Here is an 18,533-nt window from a genome sequence, read left to right on the forward strand (position 1 = left end):
ACTTCAGGAACCGTCCGACTGGCATCGCTCGGCGAACCTCAAGGTGTTAATTAGAAGATACATGAATGCAAGTTAAAAGTTGAGTTAGTCTTTAAGTTGCAACAGACCTTTTCAATCTTATGAAAGGGTCTTTTTTTGTTTAATATTAAAATATGAGAAACAATGCAGCTCTATGATTTTAAATAATTACTGAATTGTACTAACTACAGTTTCTAAAAGTTATAAAAAAACCGTCTCAATTAAGTAATTGAGACGGTTTTAGTATTTCACTATGTGTTCTTTAATGAACTATAATCTTTTTTGTAACCGATTTTAATCCGTCCGAGATATTGATTAAATACATTCCGGATTCTGCATGATCCAATTGGATGATTTCTCTAAAGTTAGAAGTGTTTTTAAATCGATTTTCTAACACCTTTCTCCCTCTGATATCGTAAAGGACTACGTTTATGTCTAATCCAGAATGAGATTGCAGCTTGATAGTGAAATCCCCGTTATTCGGATTCGGGAAAATCGCAAAGGCGTCGAAATTGTTTTCCTCAACAGATAAGGGCTGTGATAGGCAAAGCTCTAAAGTAAATTCATCTAAGCTTCCACCATCACCATCAAAAAGATCCGTGACTTCAAGCGTCCAATTTCCCGCAGACATTTCGCCATAAATTACTGACAAATCTTCCTCGGGAATAAAAGAACCCGTAAAAGGTGCCTCTTCACCAACAATAGAATTTGTAGCTTCTTGATCAAACACGGTGTTGGTATAATTTTGTGTTGCATCCGCTCCATTATTGTTAGATAAGACAACCCGTGTACCTGTTGGGCTGATCAAAACCATTTTTATATCTCTAACCCAAGCATGGGTGATGTTAACTTTCACATTCACATCGGTCACAGGCAAATCTTCTGTGACTGTAATGACAGAGTTATAGACATTTGAACCTGTTGCCGAGATTACAATTGGTGTATCAGATGCTGTCAGCACACCCTCACATGTCGATACTCCAGTACCAAAGCTACTTATTGAAGATGTCGTTCCTATTGAGCATCGATTAGACCCTGTAACTCTCCAATAATAAACCGTTTCTAATGCCAAATTTGCGGCGTAAGAATTGGATGTGATTGTCTGCGAGTCCACGATATCGCTAAAATTACTGTCCGTTGCGATCTCAATTAAATAATTTTCCACATTAGCATCTATTTCCCAGCTCAGCTCTACATCACTGTAAAGCCCAGCCGTTCCATTAGCAGGTGTACTTAATGTTGGCGGATCAATGGTATTGCTGAAAACACTAAGTGTCACCGTAGAGCTGTTTGTAACGCTCCCCGAAGTTCCTACTGCTGAGATGTCATAATCTCCAAGCAAAGCACCGCTAACACCAGTCAGGGTCATCGTTACCGGAGTGTTATTCGCACTTGCAGAGCTTGGACTGAATGTTGCGGTGGTCCCTGCTGGTAAATTCACTGCCGAAAAGGTGGTATTCTGAGCATAACCCCCATAGGTATTATAGACAAAATCATAGACCGCAATATCATCAGGTTGACACACAGTAACTGAAGTTGTAGAAAAGTTTAAAAGGTAATCAACGGTAACAATTTCAAAATTAGAAACATTTACATTGTAGAATATATTGCCTACACTTTCCACCATAACTCTTGCCTCAGTGGTATTGGCCACTTGAGGAACCAGAACCTCATATGCTCCATTGTTAGGAACATTTGAAGCCAACGTATGAGGAAAAGTTGCTCCTCCATCTACAGATAATTTGATGTTGACATTGGTTGTATTAATAGGTGCAATATTGGTATTGGCCACATCCCAGGTCACTGTTTTGGTGGCTCCAATTTCCCAAGTAACATTTGAAGCTTGAGATGTGACCTTAAACGGGCCTCCAGTAGCAACAGTCGTCACTGCCATATTATCAACAGCCGTTTGTCCTCCCCGAACATCATTGTCTCTTACCGTTAAAACAAAATTAAGAATGCGTGATACTGAAGGTAATTTTTCCCATGTTGTTGAACTGCCGCCATTGGCAAGAACATCTTGGAGTCTCGGTATATATCTCACCGGATTTGGCGTTCCTAAAAAAGAACGTACCACAGGAGCAAATTCGGTTGTTTCTGTTGGCATCCCAGCAGAGCCTAAATCAAACTGCTCCCAGGTAAAAGTATGGGTTGCAGTCCCATCTATATCTGCTGATGACCCCGTCAACCTAAATGGGGTAGAAACTGGTATCTGATACGATGCACCAGCATCAGCGGTAGGCGCTGTATTTCCAGTAGCTGATAAGACTCCACACGAACCGGCTCCTGTAGTAATGTAAGTCCAAATTTGTCTCAAACTGGCCTGATGGAAATAATCACTACTATTGTTTTGAACATTTTGAGACCCACAAATACCGGCGTAACTCAAAATTGTAGAGCCACTTCCTGGTTCATAAGCCGTCGCAGTTGTTCTATTCCCTGCACCACAATTACCTGCAGACCCATTAAAAGTATGGCTAGCACCAAACTGATGTGCAATTTCATGCGACACATAATCAATGGCAAATGGGTCTCCTGTTGGACTTGTTAAACCTGTGGTTCCGCCACCTTTGTTAGCGCTACAAACACTACCTAAATAAGCCGCTCCTCCTGACCCTGTCGTGAATGTATGTCCAATATCATAATTGTCAGCGCCAATAAGTCCATTAAAAGTAGTGGTAAGTGATGAAACACTTTCAGCATTGGGAAAAATACTATTGCCTGTGGTGGAAATCAAAAGGTCATTATTGGCAATTAAAGTCATCCTGATGGACAGTTCTCGGTCATAAATACCATTTACTCGGGTCATTGTTGTATTAATTGCTGCCATAGCAGACGCTACTGAACCACCGTGAAAATTAGTGTATTCTATACTTGTGCCAACGGCCAACCTGAATGTTCGTCTCGTACCATCATTGGCGTTTCTTGCCGCTACACCGCCCAAGTTTAATGTTAAGTTATTTGGAAGACCATCATCCACAACACCACATTCAAAAAGACTTTGTGCCATTGTAAGGCTGTTCTTTGAAAACACCTCATAGGTTCCATCTGTAGCATAAGGGTTAATAAACTCTGTTCCCCGATCAACAGACATGGTCATGGTGTGCACATTATCTGGAGAAACACTAAAATAGATTACTGTAGATGAATTTTTTAAACCATATCCAACATAAGAGCGAATGTCAGGGAATTTTGCTTGGAGCTCAGGATGCATTACTGTATATTTCATAACCCTAAAAGTTTCCATATCGCCTTCAGAATTTGGAAAATCAATTAATGTACGTGATGATGAAGCTGAATCCCTTTCTGGAGCATTTTTCAATCTGGACTTCAAACCCTCCATATTTAACTGATAGTACTGGGCTTTTGTGGGAGTGGAATTCTGAGGCAGTAATCGTTGCTGAGAAACACTAGTCTTTGTTGTTTTTGTCCAAAGCGATTCACTTTTTTGTCCATAGGTCATGGAGAAAGTAAGAATCACAATTAAAAACAAACTAAACTTTAAGTAGTTATTTTTCATATAGTTTATAGAAATTTATTGATATCATATATAGTCGTCTGAAAGTTACATTCAAATTAAAGAAATCACAAAACAAACCGATATTGTTTTCAAGAATCCATGGCTTTAGCTATCATTTCAAATAACCATAATCTTAATTCGTTATCATAAAACCATAAGTATAAATAATTAATTACTATATAATGACCTAAAAATGAATGCAATCTTTTTCAGGTATGTATGTACAATTAAACTGTGCACACTTTTTTTTTAAGCCGAAAAGGCTATGGGTTGCAACTTAAATTTAAACCTATTTTAAGTCTAAGCCCCTTCTGATTAATAAGACCCCAGATTCAATTCGTAAATAGTAATTTTTTTTAAACCCTTAAATAGCTATTTTTACAAAAAAATCAATTGAAAGTACTCACCGCATCGCACAGTTCCATCCCGCAAACACCATCGGTTGTTACCATTGGCACCTTTGATGGCGTCCATATTGGACATCAACAAATCATCAAAAAACTGACAAAAAGAGCTTCCGAAAAAAATTTAATTTCTGTCGTTCTTACTTTTTTTCCCCATCCAAGGATGGTTTTGCAGCAAAACCCAAACATTGAACTGCTAAATACCATTGCTGAACGTAAAGAAATTTTATCGGCCTTGGGTTTGGACTTTATTTACGTAAAAGAGTTCACTAAGGTTTTTGCCGAACTCTCCGCGCGTGATTTCGTCAAAACGATTCTGGTGGACACCCTGCATGTTAAACATGTGATAATTGGCTATGATCATCAATTTGGAAAAAACCGAAGTGCCAATATTGACGATTTGAAACGGTTTGGTAAAGAATTCGGGTTTGAAGTTGAAGAAATCTCCGCCCAAGATGTAGAAGATGTTGCCGTGAGTTCAACAAAAATAAGAACCGCCCTCAGGTCTGGCGATATCAAAACCGCCAATGCCTTTTTAGGCTATAATTACTACTTAAATGGTACCGTTGTGAGAGGAAAAGGATTTGGTAAAAAAATGGAGTTTCCTACCGCCAACATAAACGTACCGGACGCCTACAAGCTGATTCCTAAGAATGGTGTTTACGTGATATCCTCAATCCATAATGATAAAACCATTTATGGCATGATGAACATTGGGGTCAACCCTACTTTTAATGCCGACAAAAAAACCATTGAGGCCCATTTTTTTAATTTTGACCAAAACCTCTACAATCAAGATTTAAGAATAGTTTTCTTGGACCGATTAAGAGATGAGTATAAATTTGAATCAGTTGAAGCACTTATCGCCCAATTGAGACAAGATCAAAAAAACGCCCAACAGGTTATTGCAGCGCTCAATGCATAAGCTACTCTTTAAACATATAGACAATAGCGCCCTAATTGTATTCCGGATTATTTTTGGGTTTCTCATTTTTATGGAAAGTGTTGGTTCAATCTATACAGGTTGGATCCGGCGCACGCTCATGGAGCCACAACAAACCTTTTCGTTTATTGGATTTGAATGGCTCCAACCCTTACCAGGAAATTGGATGTATGTGTATTATGGCGTGATGGGGCTTTGTGGGCTCATGGTCATGGTGGGCTACAAGTACAGATGGAGCATTGTTGCTTTTACCCTACTTTGGACGTGCACTTATTTGATGCAGAAGTCATCGTACAATAATCACTATTATCTTTTGATTTTATTGAGCAGCATCATGGTGTTTCAACCTGCTCATAAATACCTATCCATTGACGCGCGGTTGAACCCGAAAATTAAAATGATTTCAATGCCACGTTGGTGTGCCTTGGCATTTATCTTTCAGATGTTTATTGTATACACTTACGGGGCAGTAGCTAAAATTTATCCCGATTGGCTGGATGCAACAGTGGCCGAAGTCTTGATGAGAGGCAAAAAGGACCTCTTTTTAGTGGGAGAGATTCTGCAACAAAAATGGACGCATTACGCCATTGCCTATGTGGGCATTATATTTGACGCTCTGATAATTCCATTATTGTTATGGAAACCCACCCGAAAAATCGCTTTTTTCGCCTCTATTTTCTTTCATTTGTTTAATTCGTTCGTATTCCAGATTGGTATTTTTCCTTACCTCTCCTTAGCCTTGGTGCTCTTCTTTTTTCCCACTAAAACAATTCATCGGATTTTCCTAAAAAAGAAACCTTTTTATGATCAGGAAGAAGTGATTGTTCCAAATTACCATAAACCCTTTGTTGTGGTATTCGTCATCTACTTTATGGTTCAAATTGGATTGCCTTTGCGCCATTGGTTTTTTAAGGATGATGTACTCTGGACAGAAGAAGGCCATCGTTTATCTTGGCGAATGATGCTTCGTGCCAAGAGCGGGCGGACCACATTTAAGGTTATTGATGCTAAAACCAATGTGGAAATTCCGATACAGATTGAAGATTATCTCAGCAGAAAACAACAACGCACCGTGAGCACCAAACCCGATGTGATTTGGCAATTTGCCCAACGGTTAAAAAAGATGTTTGCAGAGAAAGATCAAGACGTAAAAATCTATGTCAATTCGTATATTCGTGTGAATGGCGGCGAACTCAGACAGCTCATTGATCCTGATGTAGATTTGGGCAGCGTAAAATGGCATCCACTAAAACACAGCGATTGGCTTAGACCTTCCAAACAAGAAAACACTTCAAATAAATCAGAAGAAAACAATTATTACGATTGAAGTTCAAAGACTTCGAACAGACGCTTAAAATTTCCTTATTTTTGACATCAAATTAAAAATTATGTTACAAGTACCATTTATTAGAGATCACCGTGATAAAGTGATTGAGGGTTTGAAAAAAAGAAACCTTGATGCTGCGCAAATGATTGATAAAGTCATTGCTCTTGACGAAGACCGACGCCGTCAACAAACGGAATTGGATAATACCCTTGCCGAGTCCAACAGCTTATCTAAAGAAATCGGGAACTTGTACAAATCTGGACAAGCCGATAAAGCCAATGCGCTGAAAGAAAAAACAGGGGCATTAAAGGAGTCTTCAAAAACCTTAGGAGACGACCTAAATGCCACGATAGAAGCATTGAATCAATTGCTATATAAACTTCCTAACGTTCCTCATCAAAGTGTACCGGCGGGGAGTACTGAAGATGATAATGAAGAGGTATTTAGAAAAGGAGATATTCCAACCTTACATAACAAAGCATTGCCGCATTGGGAACTGGCAAAGAAACATGATATCATTAATTTTGAACTGGGAAATAAAATCACCGGTGCAGGATTTCCTGTTTATAAAGGTAAAGGAGCCAAGTTACAACGTGCCCTCATTTCTTACTTTTTAGATAAAAATACTGCTGCAGGATATACGGAGTATCAATTACCACTTTTGGTCAATGAAGCGTCAGGTTTTGGTACTGGGCAATTACCGGACAAAGAAGGCCAAATGTATCATGTTACAGAAGACAATCTTTATTTAATTCCCACTTCTGAAGTTCCAGGCACTAATATCTTTAGAGACGAGCTTCTCAATGAGTCTGATCTGCCAATCGGAATTACGGGGTACACACCTTGTTTTAGACGCGAGGCAGGAAGTTACGGCGCTCATGTAAGAGGTCTAAATCGTTTGCATCAATTTGATAAGGTAGAAATTTTACGGGTAGAACACCCTGACAATTCCTATAAGGCGTTGGATGGCATGGTTGAGCATGTCAAGGAAATCTTGGATGAACTCAAGTTACCCTATCGTATTTTGCGCTTGTGTGGCGGCGATCTTGGATTTACTTCAGCATTGACCTACGATTTTGAAGTGTTTTCTACGGCACAGGATCGTTGGCTCGAAATCTCTTCAGTTTCAAATTTTGAGACCTTTCAGGCCAATCGTTTAAAGTTGCGATTTAGAAATTCTGAAGGCCAAAATGAACTTGCACATACACTTAACGGAAGTGCATTGGCTTTACCTAGGGTTTTGGCTGGAATTTTGGAAAATTATCAAACTGAAAATGGGATTGATATCCCCGAAGTTTTGATTCCATATACAGGATTTGAGAACATTTAATTTGAGAGAAAAAACATACAAAATTCGATGAAATGCTAAATATTTACGTTGTTCAACGAATATTTGGCATTTTTTTTTGTTATTGTCTAAAAAATTTCCAAGTTAGTAGTCCCAAATTAAAATGACCTCGTAATGAAAAATTTTGTACGCATTTTTATTATAATATCCTTAGTGATATTATTGATTAAAGTTATGTTTTAAAAAATAGCAATTTGCTCAAAAAATATTTACAATACCAAAACAGGATATTTGAATCATTTTATAAGTAATGGTTAATAGCACATTTATTTTGATGGTAATGCCTAAACTCACGTTTAGGCATTTTTTTTATAAAAACATTCACAATACCTCCGCCCATAAGTGGTTATATTTACATAAATTAGTTTCATGAAGCAGTTTGTTTGTTTACTTTTTCTACTTTTTGGATGTTTTTCCTTTTCGCAAAGCGACCAAGAACAGTTGGCTGCAGATTATTATAAACGTGGCGAATTTGAGAAAGCACTAATTTCTTATCAAAAGTTGTATGAAGAGCAACCTAATAACTACAACTATATTTTCCATTTGATTAAAACCTATCAGGAGTTGGAGCAATTTGGTGCTGCAGAAGCGCTCATCAAATCAAAAATGACCATGTACCGTAATCCGTCATTGGTGATTGAGTTAGGGTATAATTATCAGTTGCAGGGCGACATGGACCAGGCCAATGACCGTTATGAAGAAGCCATCTCAACACTTGAAGAGCGTCCAAGTTATGCCCCACTTATTGGTAGACAATTTGAACAACATGCGCTGTTAGATTATGCCATTAAAACCTATGAGCAAGGGATGGCGCTCGATCCACAGTTAAATTATAACCGAGAATTAGCCAATATTTACGGCGAACAAGGTAATATTGAAATGCTCTTTACCAATTATATGGCCTATATTGAGGTCAGACCAGAATATTTAAACAGTGCCAAAAGAGCATTTAGCGACTTTATTTCGGAAAATAAAGACAACGAAAACAATACAATTTTACGAAGGTTGCTTCTCAAAAAAATTCAGATCCAACCAGACACCTATTGGTATGAAATGCTCAGTTGGTTGTTTATTCAAGAGAAAGCCTATGATAAAGCCTTTACTCAAGAAAAAGCGCTGTATTTGCGTCAGCGTGAAAGCCTGAACCGTATTATTGAACTGGCCTTAACGGCTCTTAGTGAAAAGGAAAGTGACATCGCTACAGAGATTTTCAGCTATGTTTTGAAACAGACCCAAAACATTGGAACCATTTTAACCGCTAACCAATATCTTTTAGACATTGAAACAACTAATGCTACTTCTAAAGATTTGCCCAGAATAGAAGAAAAATACAAGAAACTTTTCTCAGATTATGGTATTTCCGAACAAACTTTGGGCCTTCAAATAGCGTATGGCAACTTTCTCGCATTTTATTTAGACAGGCCAGAAGAGGCAAGTGATTTTTTAAAGGAAAGTTTAAAACTCAATATTTCAGCGTTCCAACAAGCGACAGTCAAAATGAAATTAGCCGACATTTTAGTGTTTCAGGAAAAATTTAATGAAGGTCTGATTTATTATACTCAAATCCAATCCAGTGTAAAAAATAGTGTCCTCGCACAAGAAGCCCGATTTAAAGTAGCAAAAACAAGCTATTACAAAGGCGATTTTGAATGGGCAGAGTCCCAATTGAAAATATTAAAAGCCTCCACCTCCCAATTGATTGCCAATGATGCCTTAGATTTAAAACTGCTCATATCTGATAATAAATACGAAGACTCGCTCCATGTGGCCTTAAAACTATACGCCAAGGCCGATTTGATGGCTTTTCAAAATAAAACGGATGATGCCATTTCGCTTTTAGATAAAGTATTGACCGAGCATAAAGGCGAAAGCATTGAAGACCAAGCAATGTTTAAACAAGCAGAGCTCTTTGTGAAAAAAAAGCAATATGAAAAAGCTGTCTTAAATTACCAATCCATTATAACCCATTACAATGATGGTATATTAGCCGATGATGCCTACTATTATTTGGCTGAATTGTACAATAACATTCTTTCGGAACCTGAGAAAGCCAAAGCCTTATACGAGAAAATAATATTTAACCATCAAGACAGTATTTATTTTGTGGACGCACGGAAAAAGTTTAGGATGTTGCGAGGGGATGCGATAAATTAGCTGACAGTTACCACTATTACAGCAGGGATCATATTTATAAATAATTGTATTTTTGGAATAGCAGTTTAGCTATAATGAATATCGATAAAATAATCGCGCTTTGTGAAGTATATAAAGTGTTTAAATTATTTGTTTGGATCTATACTGCATGGTCATTTTAAAAACGTAAGTGGCATTGATTTATTAGTTGATTACTGAGATGTTGACCTATACAATTATACCGACAACTATTTCGATTTTAATATTGAGTATTGCAACAACTCATTCGCCAAAACTAAAAATTGAAAGGTCAGAGTTTTTAAACGAATAAATCTCTTACCAAACAATGTTCATGCACAGCGTTCAATTGGCCTCTATTTATTTTTAGGCTACAGAATTTCCTTTGTTTGACTAAGGAAACAACTTAAACCCTTCGTCGGAATGCTAAAAAGTTCCGTTATTTGCAAAGTCTTAGAGCACAAAATTTTTATTTTATGATTATATACAACGTCACCTCCAACATAGATGCCAGCATCCACAATCAGTGGCTTGTTTGGATCAAAGAACACATTACACACGTTTTAGCCACCGGTCATTTTACGGAAGCAAAATTGACCAAGGTTTTGGTCGAAGATCAAACGGAAAGCGTCACTTACTCTGTTCAATATAGAGCAAAATCACGTGAAGCACTCAGCAATTACTACACTAATGATGCTGCCAAACTACGTCAAGACGCATTGGCCCAATTTGGTGATAAAGTTATGGCATTCCGTACGGAATTGGAGGTCATTGATGAATATAGTGTGAAGATGGATTGATGTTCATGATGAAGTTTTAGAACTCTTATGCTGTTAAAACCCCGCTTTTCTGATGCACTGCATCATTGCTTGATGCTGCCACAAACTTTGGAATCATAAAGCCGAACTGCGAGAACCGATAAAAATAATTTAAACTTCACATCTCCAAAAATTATTCTCACTAACTTCGCACTTCAAGTGTAAAGCTTCCATCCTTTTAAAAAATCACCATAAATCTGTGTCAAAAGATCATCAAGTCAGAGCAAAAAAACATCTTGGTCAGCATTTTCTAACCGATGAAAATATCGCTGAAAGGATTGCAAATACCCTTTCTTATAATGGGTATGACCATGTGTTGGAAATTGGTCCGGGCATGGGTGTTCTGACGAAATATTTGTTAAAAAAAGATATCACCACGCATGTTATTGAAATTGATACTGAATCTGTAGCATATCTTAAAAACAACTACCTCAATCTTGCCAATCGGATTATTGAAAAAGATTTTTTAAAGTACAACTTAAAAGAAGTTTTTGAAGATCAACCTTTCGCCATCATCGGAAACTTTCCTTATAATATCTCGTCACAGATCCTTTTTAAAACTTTGGAAATGCGCGATCAGATACCTGAATTTTCCGGAATGTTTCAAAAGGAAGTAGCACTTCGAATTTGCTCTAAAGAGGGTAGCAAGGTTTATGGCATTCTTTCAGTATTAACGCAAGCTTTTTACGACGCACAATACCTTTTTACGGTACCGCCATCGGTATTCAATCCGCCACCAAAAGTAGATTCGGGTGTCTTACTATTGAAACGAAAGGACAATTACCAATTACCATGTGATGAAAAGCTTTTTTTTAGAGTGGTAAAGACAGGGTTCCAACAGCGGCGTAAAACACTGCGAAACAGCTTAAAATCATTTGATTTGTCCGATAAATTAAAATCAAATCTTATCTTTGACCAACGTCCAGAACAATTGAGCGTGCAGGAGTTTATAGCACTGACCCAACTTATAGAAAACGACAATTAATTATTAAAAACGTCCCATTTGCAAGACAAAAGAGAGAACATACAATTTGAGCTTACTGACGAACTTATTGAACAAGTCCAGCACCTTATCAGCGCTAAAAATGATAAAGAGCTCAACCGACTTCTAAATGAATTCCATTATGCTGATATTGCCGAAATTCTAGATGAAGTCAATCTGGAAGAGGCCATGTATGTGATCAAACTTTTGGATTCTGAGACCACATCAGAAGTGTTGATGGAGTTGGATGAAGACAATCGTCAAAAAGTCTTACAAAATCTTTCGTCTAAGGAAATTGCAGATGAAGTTGAAGAGCTCGATACTGATGATGCAGCCGATATTATTGCAGAACTCTCTATAGAACGGCAACGTGAGGTCATCCATCATATTGAGGATAAAGGGCACCGCGCTGAAATTACCGAATTATTAGCATACGACGAAGATACTGCAGGAGGTCTTATGGCCAAAGAGTTGGTCAAAGTCTATGAAACGTGGACTGTTGCAGGGTGTTTGCGCCGAATCAGAGGACAGGCTAAAGATGTAACGAGAGTCCACTCTATTTATGTAGTCAACAAACAAAATAAACTCATTGGTCGGCTGTCTTTAAAAGACCTGATTGTTGCCAAAAGTGAAGAGAAAATTGCGGACATCTATATTAAGAATGTCGATTATGTTAAAGTAGACGAAGACCCTGAAGAGGTGGCCAAAATCATGGCTAAGTATGATTTGGAAGCTATTCCGGTGGTTGATGATGACATGGTCTTGTTAGGTCGAATTACGATTGACGATATTGTGGATGTTTTGATTGAGGAAGCCGACAAAGATTATCAGTTGGCTGCTGGTATTACTACCGATGTTGAAGCCGATGATAGCATCTGGCAACTCACAGTGGCACGTTTGCCTTGGCTTTTTATTGGTATGTTTGGTGGCATTGGGGCAGCAAGTATTATTAATGGTTTTAGTGATGCCATGCTACAATTTCCGGCCCTATTGCTGTTTATTCCATTGGTTCAGGCAACTGCAGGAAATGTTGGAGTACAGTCCTCAGCTATTGTGGTAAAAGGATTAGCAAACAACACTATTGATGGCAATATTGTAGGAAGGCTATTTAAAGAAATGCTGTTGGGTTTGGTCAACGGACTTGCTATCGCATTTGTGGTGCTTATCATTAGCCATTTTGGATTCAATACAACCTATATGGAATCGCTTACCATATGTGTTGCCTTGGTCACGGTTATTATCATGGCTGCACTAATTGGCACTTTTATTCCAATATTCTTAGACAGACGCGGCATAGATGCCGCCGTAGCTACCGGACCATTTATAACTACAAGCAATGATATTTTTGGAATTCTGACCTATTTTATCGTTGCGAAATTGATTTTAGGGTTTTAGGATTTTATAGCATCGAGGCTTCCGTTTTAAATTACGTTTTCTATTCCAATTTCTTAAAACTGTGAATTTCTAACACATCCCAATATTTCATAATTTGCATATCCGCCTTTAGTCTTAAAAATTCAAGTTTCAAAATCCCGTCCCTTTTACCAAGGGAAGCTGGATTTAAACTCAGAAAAGGGTTTAAAGCACTGTCGACAGGCAGGCGGAAGGGTTTTATATTAGAAATGTTTCTCTCTATTTATATGTTTAACTCTATTTCCTTAATTTTGAGATTATGAACCTTTAAAATTGAGATTCCTGCTTTCGCAGGAAGTAAACATGAAAATCCTCCATCTCGATACCAATCACCCACTCCTTATCAATCAACTCAGTGTTTTGGGTTTTGACAACGATGAAGATTACACCTCTTCAAAAGAAGCTATTGAAACTAAAATCCACCACTATGATGGGATCATCATAAGAAGCCGGTTTAGTATTGACCGTCAATTCTTGGACGCCGCCAAAAAACTTATATTTATAGGGCGTGTGGGCGCAGGATTGGAAAATATTGATGGTGATTATGCACAAAAAAAAGGCGTCCATCTCATTGCAGCACCAGAAGGCAATAGGAATGCCGTGGGAGAACACGCATTAGGCATGTTGCTGTCTTTATTTAACAAACTTAATAAAGCCGATCAGGAAGTGCGCTCGGGACAATGGTTTCGTGAGGCCAACAGAGGGATTGAACTGGATGGAAAAACCGTTGGCCTTATTGGTTATGGGAATATGGGGAAAGCCTTTGCCAAAAAATTGCGCGGATTTGATACGGAAGTTTTATGCTACGACATTAAGACCAATGTGGGAGATGAGAATGCACGTCAAGTATCACTCAAAGAATTTCAGGAATCAACGGATGTCGTAAGTCTGCACACGCCACAAACCCCACTGACTTTAGGCATGGTCAACACTGATTTTATCGATGCCTTTTCAAAACCATTTTGGTTGATCAATACCGCTCGCGGGAAAAGTGTCGTCACTAAAGATTTGGTAGTAGCTTTAAAATCAGGTAAAGTTCTTGGCGCTGGTTTGGACGTCTTAGAATATGAAAAATCATCTTTTGAAGCCTTATTTACCTCTGAAATTCCAGAAGCCTTCCAATATCTCATCAATGCGGAGAATGTGCTTCTCACACCACATGTTGCCGGCTGGACGGTTGAAAGCAAAGAGAAATTGGCGCAGACAATTGTTGATAAGATAGAAGCATTGTCAAAGTCGGTGGCCCAACAACACCCCATGATTTAACACAAATTTACCTCAATGTTGAGCCAAGGCGTAGTGATCAATTTACCATATTAACGTGAGATTTTTACGTCACAACGATGAACTTATCTTTATTGTCGAATCAAAGGTTTTTTTATTATCTTTAAACTTCTAACTTTAAAAACATTACAACAAAATGGCTGATAATAAAAACTTAGGCGACGATCTAAACAATATGATAGACGACACCAAAAATAACACTACAGATTTCACCGACAGTACTCAACAAAAAACTGATGCATTTTCTGAAGATGCAAAACGATCCGCCCATGATATTGAAAGCGATGTGAACGCGGTGTCGAAAGATGGCAAGAACATTGCCCTCATTGCGCATCTTACTTTAATTGGTTGGATCATTGCCTTCGTGATGAACAATAACACGAAAAGTGAATTTGGTTCATTTTATATCCGACAGGTTTTGGGATTGGGTCTCTGCGGACTTGTACTAAGTTTCATACCACTTTTGGGATGGATTGTTAGCTTATTGATTTTAGTTCTTTGGATCATGAGCCTTATTGGCGCACTTAATGGTGAGAAGAAATTAACGCCTGTCTTGGGAGAGTATTTTCAGGACTGGTTTAAGTCCTTATAGGATTCTAATTTAAAATAATCTAAAAGAGCTAAATTGAAGATAATTTGGCTCTTTTTTTATGTTACCATAGAATACATCTTCTTGATTATTCAAACCTATTGATATTCAGAAACTCCAACGTCAAACAGACTTTATCCACACCTAAAAACTAAAGTCAATTCCTAAAAGAAGGATTCTTGGCATTAATCTATAGGATGTGCTAAACGTACCAATATCTGATATAAAACGCTCCCTGAATGTTTTAACGTTTAACAAGTTCTTTCCGGTCAATGTAAAGGTTACATTCCTTTTCTTTATTTTATATTTCGTCTCAAAGTCTAAAAAATAATAGGATTTGTCTGTATTAAAATTCCCAAAATAATACCTTTCAGATTGAATTTCCGCATTGAAGTTCTGATTGAAATTAAAGTTTAGATCAAGAAAACTTGTATTGTTGGTATTAGAAAACTTGGAAGTTGTCTTTACAACGCTGCTATTCCATTTGGTGCCTAGATTATAATTAAATAATCCATCAAAAGCTGAACGCAGCTCAAATCCATATTCATAACTTGTGTTTTGTACTAACCTCAGCTCTGAATTATTCACACTGTTTTTAAAATCAGACTTGAAAAAACTAAATTTCAATTTTAAGTTGCTGGTCATAAACTTTAAATATCTATCAATATTTACATCGCCTATTAAAGTTTCAGAGTCATTAATACGAATGATATTAGTCAACGTATAATCGGGATCAATTATAGTATTAGTTGAGAAAAAATCATGACTCTTAAGATAGGAAACTCTGGCAGTTGCAAAAAAGCTTTTGGTCCACCTTCCCAAACTATAGCCTAAAGTTAATCCACTCGAATTAACTTGATTTAACCCTGCGCCTCCTCTTAAAAAATCTTTGTTATTTGTCAGCACATAATCATCAAACACCTGAAGCAGCGAAGCATTTGTAAAATTATTATTATAACTCAAACTCAATTTGTTGTTCTCATTAATTTCATAACTCAAAGAAAGAGAGGGGCTCACAAACAGTGGAGATTGTGATTCTTCATTTCCATAACTTTCAAAGTTATTGAACAATTGATTAAAGTCCAATTTAGCATTTAGGGCATAGTTCCCAAATTTAATCTTGTATTTGGCATTAGCATACAATTTACCAACAGTATATTTTAAGTCATTTTTGAAATCTGAAGTGACCTCATCTCCATAGAAATCAATCAAATCTAAATGAGATTTCAAAAAATCGATTCTATTTGTAAAACCAATTTTCAGTTCCAACAAGTCATCTTTTTTCTTTCGATCCAATAAATGCGCTTCAAATCCTGTAAAGTACATTTGGTTATTGCTAAACTGACTTGCTGAGGTTACATCGACATCAGGAAATAAATCACCAAAAACAACTGTGTCTAATGTATAGTTTTGAGGTTTTTTTTCATAAATATAAACTCCAGATAAAGCTAAAACTTTTTTGGCAGCTAACTTATTAGTATAAATTGTTTTGTACGTAAAACGCTCATTATGGTCAGACAAAAATTGATGTATTGGAACGCTATTAAATTCGAGTTGACTATTTGAGTTTTCATCTCCACGTTTGTAGGTAGCATCTATTTCCAACAATTCTTTTTGTGAGATATCGTAATCAAAATCAATGGCACCAGAGCCAGAAAACATAGTTTTATTGACCTGATTTGATTCTCTATTTGTAAAACTTACGGATGAAGTGCTATAATTTTGAATACTTTGCTGTACAAAAGCCTTCTCGTCCCAATTAAATAGACCATTGGTTATAATTTTTATCTTTTCATTAATTTTAAAGATGGAATTAAGAGACAACAGCTCTTGATTATTCAGATTGAATCGACTTTTCTTTAAAGACAACTCATAAGCATCCAAACAAATAAGACTACGCGCCATTTCCCTATTACCAATGGCACCAACCTCATTGAGATCCGACGCTGAAATGTATATTGAAGACTCTCCTCCGGAGGACTCTCCAATATTGTTCAAATTGGTTAGGAAGTAGTGTTTCCCTACCTCTCCAAAGCGCATGGCGTTTGCTCTTACTTGGTATCTGTTTGCCGTTGTAAGCCCGTAAGCGAGACTCGCGTTGCCAAACCAATCAATCTTTCTATCTTTTTTAAGTTTCAAGTTGACAGCAACTTTATGACTCTCTTCAATATCCTTTAAAAGTCTGTTATTGGAATACTTTTGATAGATTTCAACTTTCTCAACCAGATCTGCATTTAGGTTTTTGGTCAATAGCTGATATCGTTTTTTAAAAAAGTCATCGCCATCAACCATAACCTTTTCAATTTCTTGATTGCCAATTTTTACCGTACCATCAGCTGCGACATTAAAGCCTGGAAGATTCTTGAGTAAATCTTCAACTGTGGTTTCGTTTCCTTTAAGAAATGCACCAACAGTTAAAATAACAGTGTCCTTTTTGACGACTATAGCCTTTTCGGTCTGAATTATAACTTCATTGAGTTCAGTAGCTTGCTCTTGTAGCGTGACATTCCATGTTAGGTTATAATTTTCGAATATGATTTTTTCAGACTTCGGTTGATACGATAACGCGTTAAAACTTATGACATATTCCCCAGCTTCTTTTACTGTAATCTCATATCTTCCCTGTTCATCGGTAGTAGTGTAGTTAATGATTTGTTTGTTCAATGAATCTCTAAGAATGACATTGACATAGACAATGGGGTTTTTTAATGTATCGGAGACTTGTCCTTTTATTGTTTGGGCATACATAAAATTGCCTAATAGCAAGAGAACTATTAGGCAATAGAATTTTTGTGATTTTAACAAGAGTATCTTCATTAATTTTTCTTATCCTCGTCAAGTTCCCATTCATAAACCAATTCAATACCTTTATTTTCATTTTTGCTCTCAACAATACGTGTTCCTTTTGGCAACTTAGAGAGTCTCATCTTTTCATCTTCAGTTCTTTTCTCAGATTGTCTTTTGAGATAGTCTCTTAAAGACATGACTTTAAAATTAGCACCCGAATGTACTGCATCTAAGGTTTTGTCAATTTGAATAGGGTATTGAATTTTTGTTGCGCTCCATTCAAATAAATTGTCCACATCATGTACTTGCAAAATTAACCCTGGCAAGTCATGAAATTTCCACGGTCCAAATGAAACTGGAATATCCGTAGTAAACCAAACAATATACTGTCTACCTCGGAAGTCCACTGTGGCTTTTGTACATTTAAAATTTTGGATGGTTTTAGTTTCATCGGAAAGTTTCCAATCAAATTTTACACCATTATCTTCAATAACGATAGGCTTCCCATTGTCCAACAAATTTAGAGAAATACGATTGTCAATCTTATTATAAATAAGTGTGCTTGAATCCCCAACATCCACAGAAGTAAATACGTGAAATGAAGATTCATCATTTTGATTTTTTACAACCTTAGAAATATTCTTGAACTTATCATTGTTGAAAAAAACGGTGTAATGAGATAAATTGTCTTCAGCAACCAAAATGGCATTCATTTTAAAAGAACCCGTTTCCTTGACTACATTAACGGTATGCTCATACTCAACATATAAATATTGACCGAAAATTGGAGCTATTATTAAACCAAATAATATGGATAGAAATTTGTTCTTCATATTAATAATATTAAAAAAAAGCTATAGCCGGAATTGACATAATCAAACGTGGTGACATCATTAAGAATATTTCAATGTACACGTTATCAAGACACAGCTAAACGCTATAAATTTAC

General features: G+C 37.0%; 12 protein-coding genes. 9 read left to right on the forward strand and 3 right to left on the reverse strand.

Annotated features, from left to right (window positions below; all coding sequences use genetic code 11):
- Positions 1 to 280 precede the first annotated feature (280 nt).
- Complete coding sequence (locus H3Z82_RS03125) at positions 281 to 3,538, reverse strand: zinc-dependent metalloprotease (RefSeq protein WP_182202432.1); 3,258 nt, start codon at positions 3,536 to 3,538, stop codon at positions 281 to 283.
- Positions 3,539 to 3,931: 393 nt separating this feature from the next.
- Here H3Z82_RS03125 and H3Z82_RS03130 point away from each other — a divergent pair, with 393 nt between their 5' ends.
- The 9 genes from H3Z82_RS03130 (at position 3,932) to H3Z82_RS03170 (ending at position 14,800) form a co-directional block, all read left to right on the forward strand.
- Positions 3,932 to 4,867: a bifunctional riboflavin kinase/FAD synthetase gene (locus tag H3Z82_RS03130; RefSeq protein WP_182202433.1), complete on the forward strand. Its 936-nt coding sequence runs from the start codon at positions 3,932 to 3,934 to the stop codon at positions 4,865 to 4,867.
- Positions 4,860 to 6,212, forward strand: a complete 1,353-nt coding sequence (locus H3Z82_RS03135) for an HTTM domain-containing protein (protein WP_182202434.1) — start codon at positions 4,860 to 4,862, stop codon at positions 6,210 to 6,212. Before H3Z82_RS03130 ends, H3Z82_RS03135 begins: the two co-directional genes overlap by 8 nt.
- Before the next feature lie 61 nt (positions 6,213 to 6,273).
- Positions 6,274 to 7,542 (forward strand): serine--tRNA ligase, encoded by a 1,269-nt coding sequence (serS, locus tag H3Z82_RS03140; RefSeq protein WP_182202435.1) that lies wholly within the window; start codon positions 6,274 to 6,276, stop codon positions 7,540 to 7,542.
- 387 nt (positions 7,543 to 7,929) lie between these two features.
- Positions 7,930 to 9,714 carry a tetratricopeptide repeat protein gene (locus H3Z82_RS03145; RefSeq protein WP_182202436.1) on the forward strand — a complete coding sequence of 595 codons (1,785 nt, stop codon included), beginning with the start codon at positions 7,930 to 7,932 and terminating at the stop codon, positions 9,712 to 9,714.
- 473 nt (positions 9,715 to 10,187) lie between these two features.
- The gene (locus H3Z82_RS03150; protein WP_182202437.1) at positions 10,188 to 10,511 is read left to right on the forward strand and encodes a DUF4286 family protein; all 324 of its coding nucleotides are present in this window, start codon (positions 10,188 to 10,190) and stop codon (positions 10,509 to 10,511) included.
- A 217-nt stretch (positions 10,512 to 10,728) separates the two neighbouring features.
- Entirely contained in the window at positions 10,729 to 11,514 is a 786-nt protein-coding gene (gene rsmA / locus H3Z82_RS03155; RefSeq protein ID WP_182202438.1) for a 16S rRNA (adenine(1518)-N(6)/adenine(1519)-N(6))-dimethyltransferase RsmA, read from the forward strand.
- Between the two features lie 18 nt (positions 11,515 to 11,532).
- Positions 11,533 to 12,906, forward strand: a complete 1,374-nt coding sequence (mgtE, locus tag H3Z82_RS03160; protein ID WP_182202439.1) for a magnesium transporter — start codon at positions 11,533 to 11,535, stop codon at positions 12,904 to 12,906.
- A 321-nt stretch (positions 12,907 to 13,227) separates the two neighbouring features.
- On the forward strand, positions 13,228 to 14,190 hold the full coding sequence (locus H3Z82_RS03165) for a 2-hydroxyacid dehydrogenase (RefSeq protein WP_182202440.1): 963 nt from the start codon (positions 13,228 to 13,230) through the stop codon (positions 14,188 to 14,190).
- Between the two features lie 154 nt (positions 14,191 to 14,344).
- Complete coding sequence (locus H3Z82_RS03170; RefSeq protein WP_235982326.1) at positions 14,345 to 14,800, forward strand: DUF4870 domain-containing protein; 456 nt, start codon at positions 14,345 to 14,347, stop codon at positions 14,798 to 14,800.
- Between the two features lie 141 nt (positions 14,801 to 14,941).
- On the opposite strand, the gene H3Z82_RS03175 is transcribed toward H3Z82_RS03170, so the two are convergent.
- Both H3Z82_RS03175 and H3Z82_RS03180 read right to left on the reverse strand, forming a co-directional pair.
- Positions 14,942 to 17,614 (reverse strand): TonB-dependent receptor, encoded by a 2,673-nt coding sequence (locus H3Z82_RS03175; protein WP_182202441.1) that lies wholly within the window; start codon positions 17,612 to 17,614, stop codon positions 14,942 to 14,944.
- Complete coding sequence (locus H3Z82_RS03180; protein WP_182202442.1) at positions 17,614 to 18,417, reverse strand: GLPGLI family protein; 804 nt, start codon at positions 18,415 to 18,417, stop codon at positions 17,614 to 17,616. The genes H3Z82_RS03175 and H3Z82_RS03180 overlap by 1 nt, the downstream gene beginning before the upstream one ends.
- Positions 18,418 to 18,533 lie beyond the last annotated feature (116 nt).

The organism is Gelidibacter maritimus, from assembly GCF_014062315.1.
Taxonomy (GTDB): Bacteria; Bacteroidota; Bacteroidia; order Flavobacteriales; family Flavobacteriaceae; genus Gelidibacter; species Gelidibacter maritimus.

What these genes read in the sequence shown, in the direction of transcription:
- H3Z82_RS03125 (WP_182202432.1), bottom strand. Translation starts at nt 3,538, where the DNA reads ATGAAAAATAACTACTTAAAGTTTAGTTTGTTTTTAATTGTGATTCTT.
- H3Z82_RS03135 (WP_182202434.1), top strand. Translation starts at nt 4,860, where the DNA reads ATGCATAAGCTACTCTTTAAACATATAGACAATAGCGCCCTAATTGTA.
- serS (WP_182202435.1), top strand. Translation starts at nt 6,274, where the DNA reads ATGTTACAAGTACCATTTATTAGAGATCACCGTGATAAAGTGATTGAG.
- H3Z82_RS03145 (WP_182202436.1), top strand. Translation starts at nt 7,930, where the DNA reads ATGAAGCAGTTTGTTTGTTTACTTTTTCTACTTTTTGGATGTTTTTCC.
- H3Z82_RS03150 (WP_182202437.1), top strand. Translation starts at nt 10,188, where the DNA reads ATGATTATATACAACGTCACCTCCAACATAGATGCCAGCATCCACAAT.
- H3Z82_RS03165 (WP_182202440.1), top strand. Translation starts at nt 13,228, where the DNA reads ATGAAAATCCTCCATCTCGATACCAATCACCCACTCCTTATCAATCAA.
- H3Z82_RS03170 (WP_235982326.1), top strand. Translation starts at nt 14,345, where the DNA reads ATGGCTGATAATAAAAACTTAGGCGACGATCTAAACAATATGATAGAC.
- H3Z82_RS03175 (WP_182202441.1), bottom strand. Translation starts at nt 17,614, where the DNA reads ATGAAGATACTCTTGTTAAAATCACAAAAATTCTATTGCCTAATAGTT.
- H3Z82_RS03180 (WP_182202442.1), bottom strand. Translation starts at nt 18,417, where the DNA reads ATGAAGAACAAATTTCTATCCATATTATTTGGTTTAATAATAGCTCCA.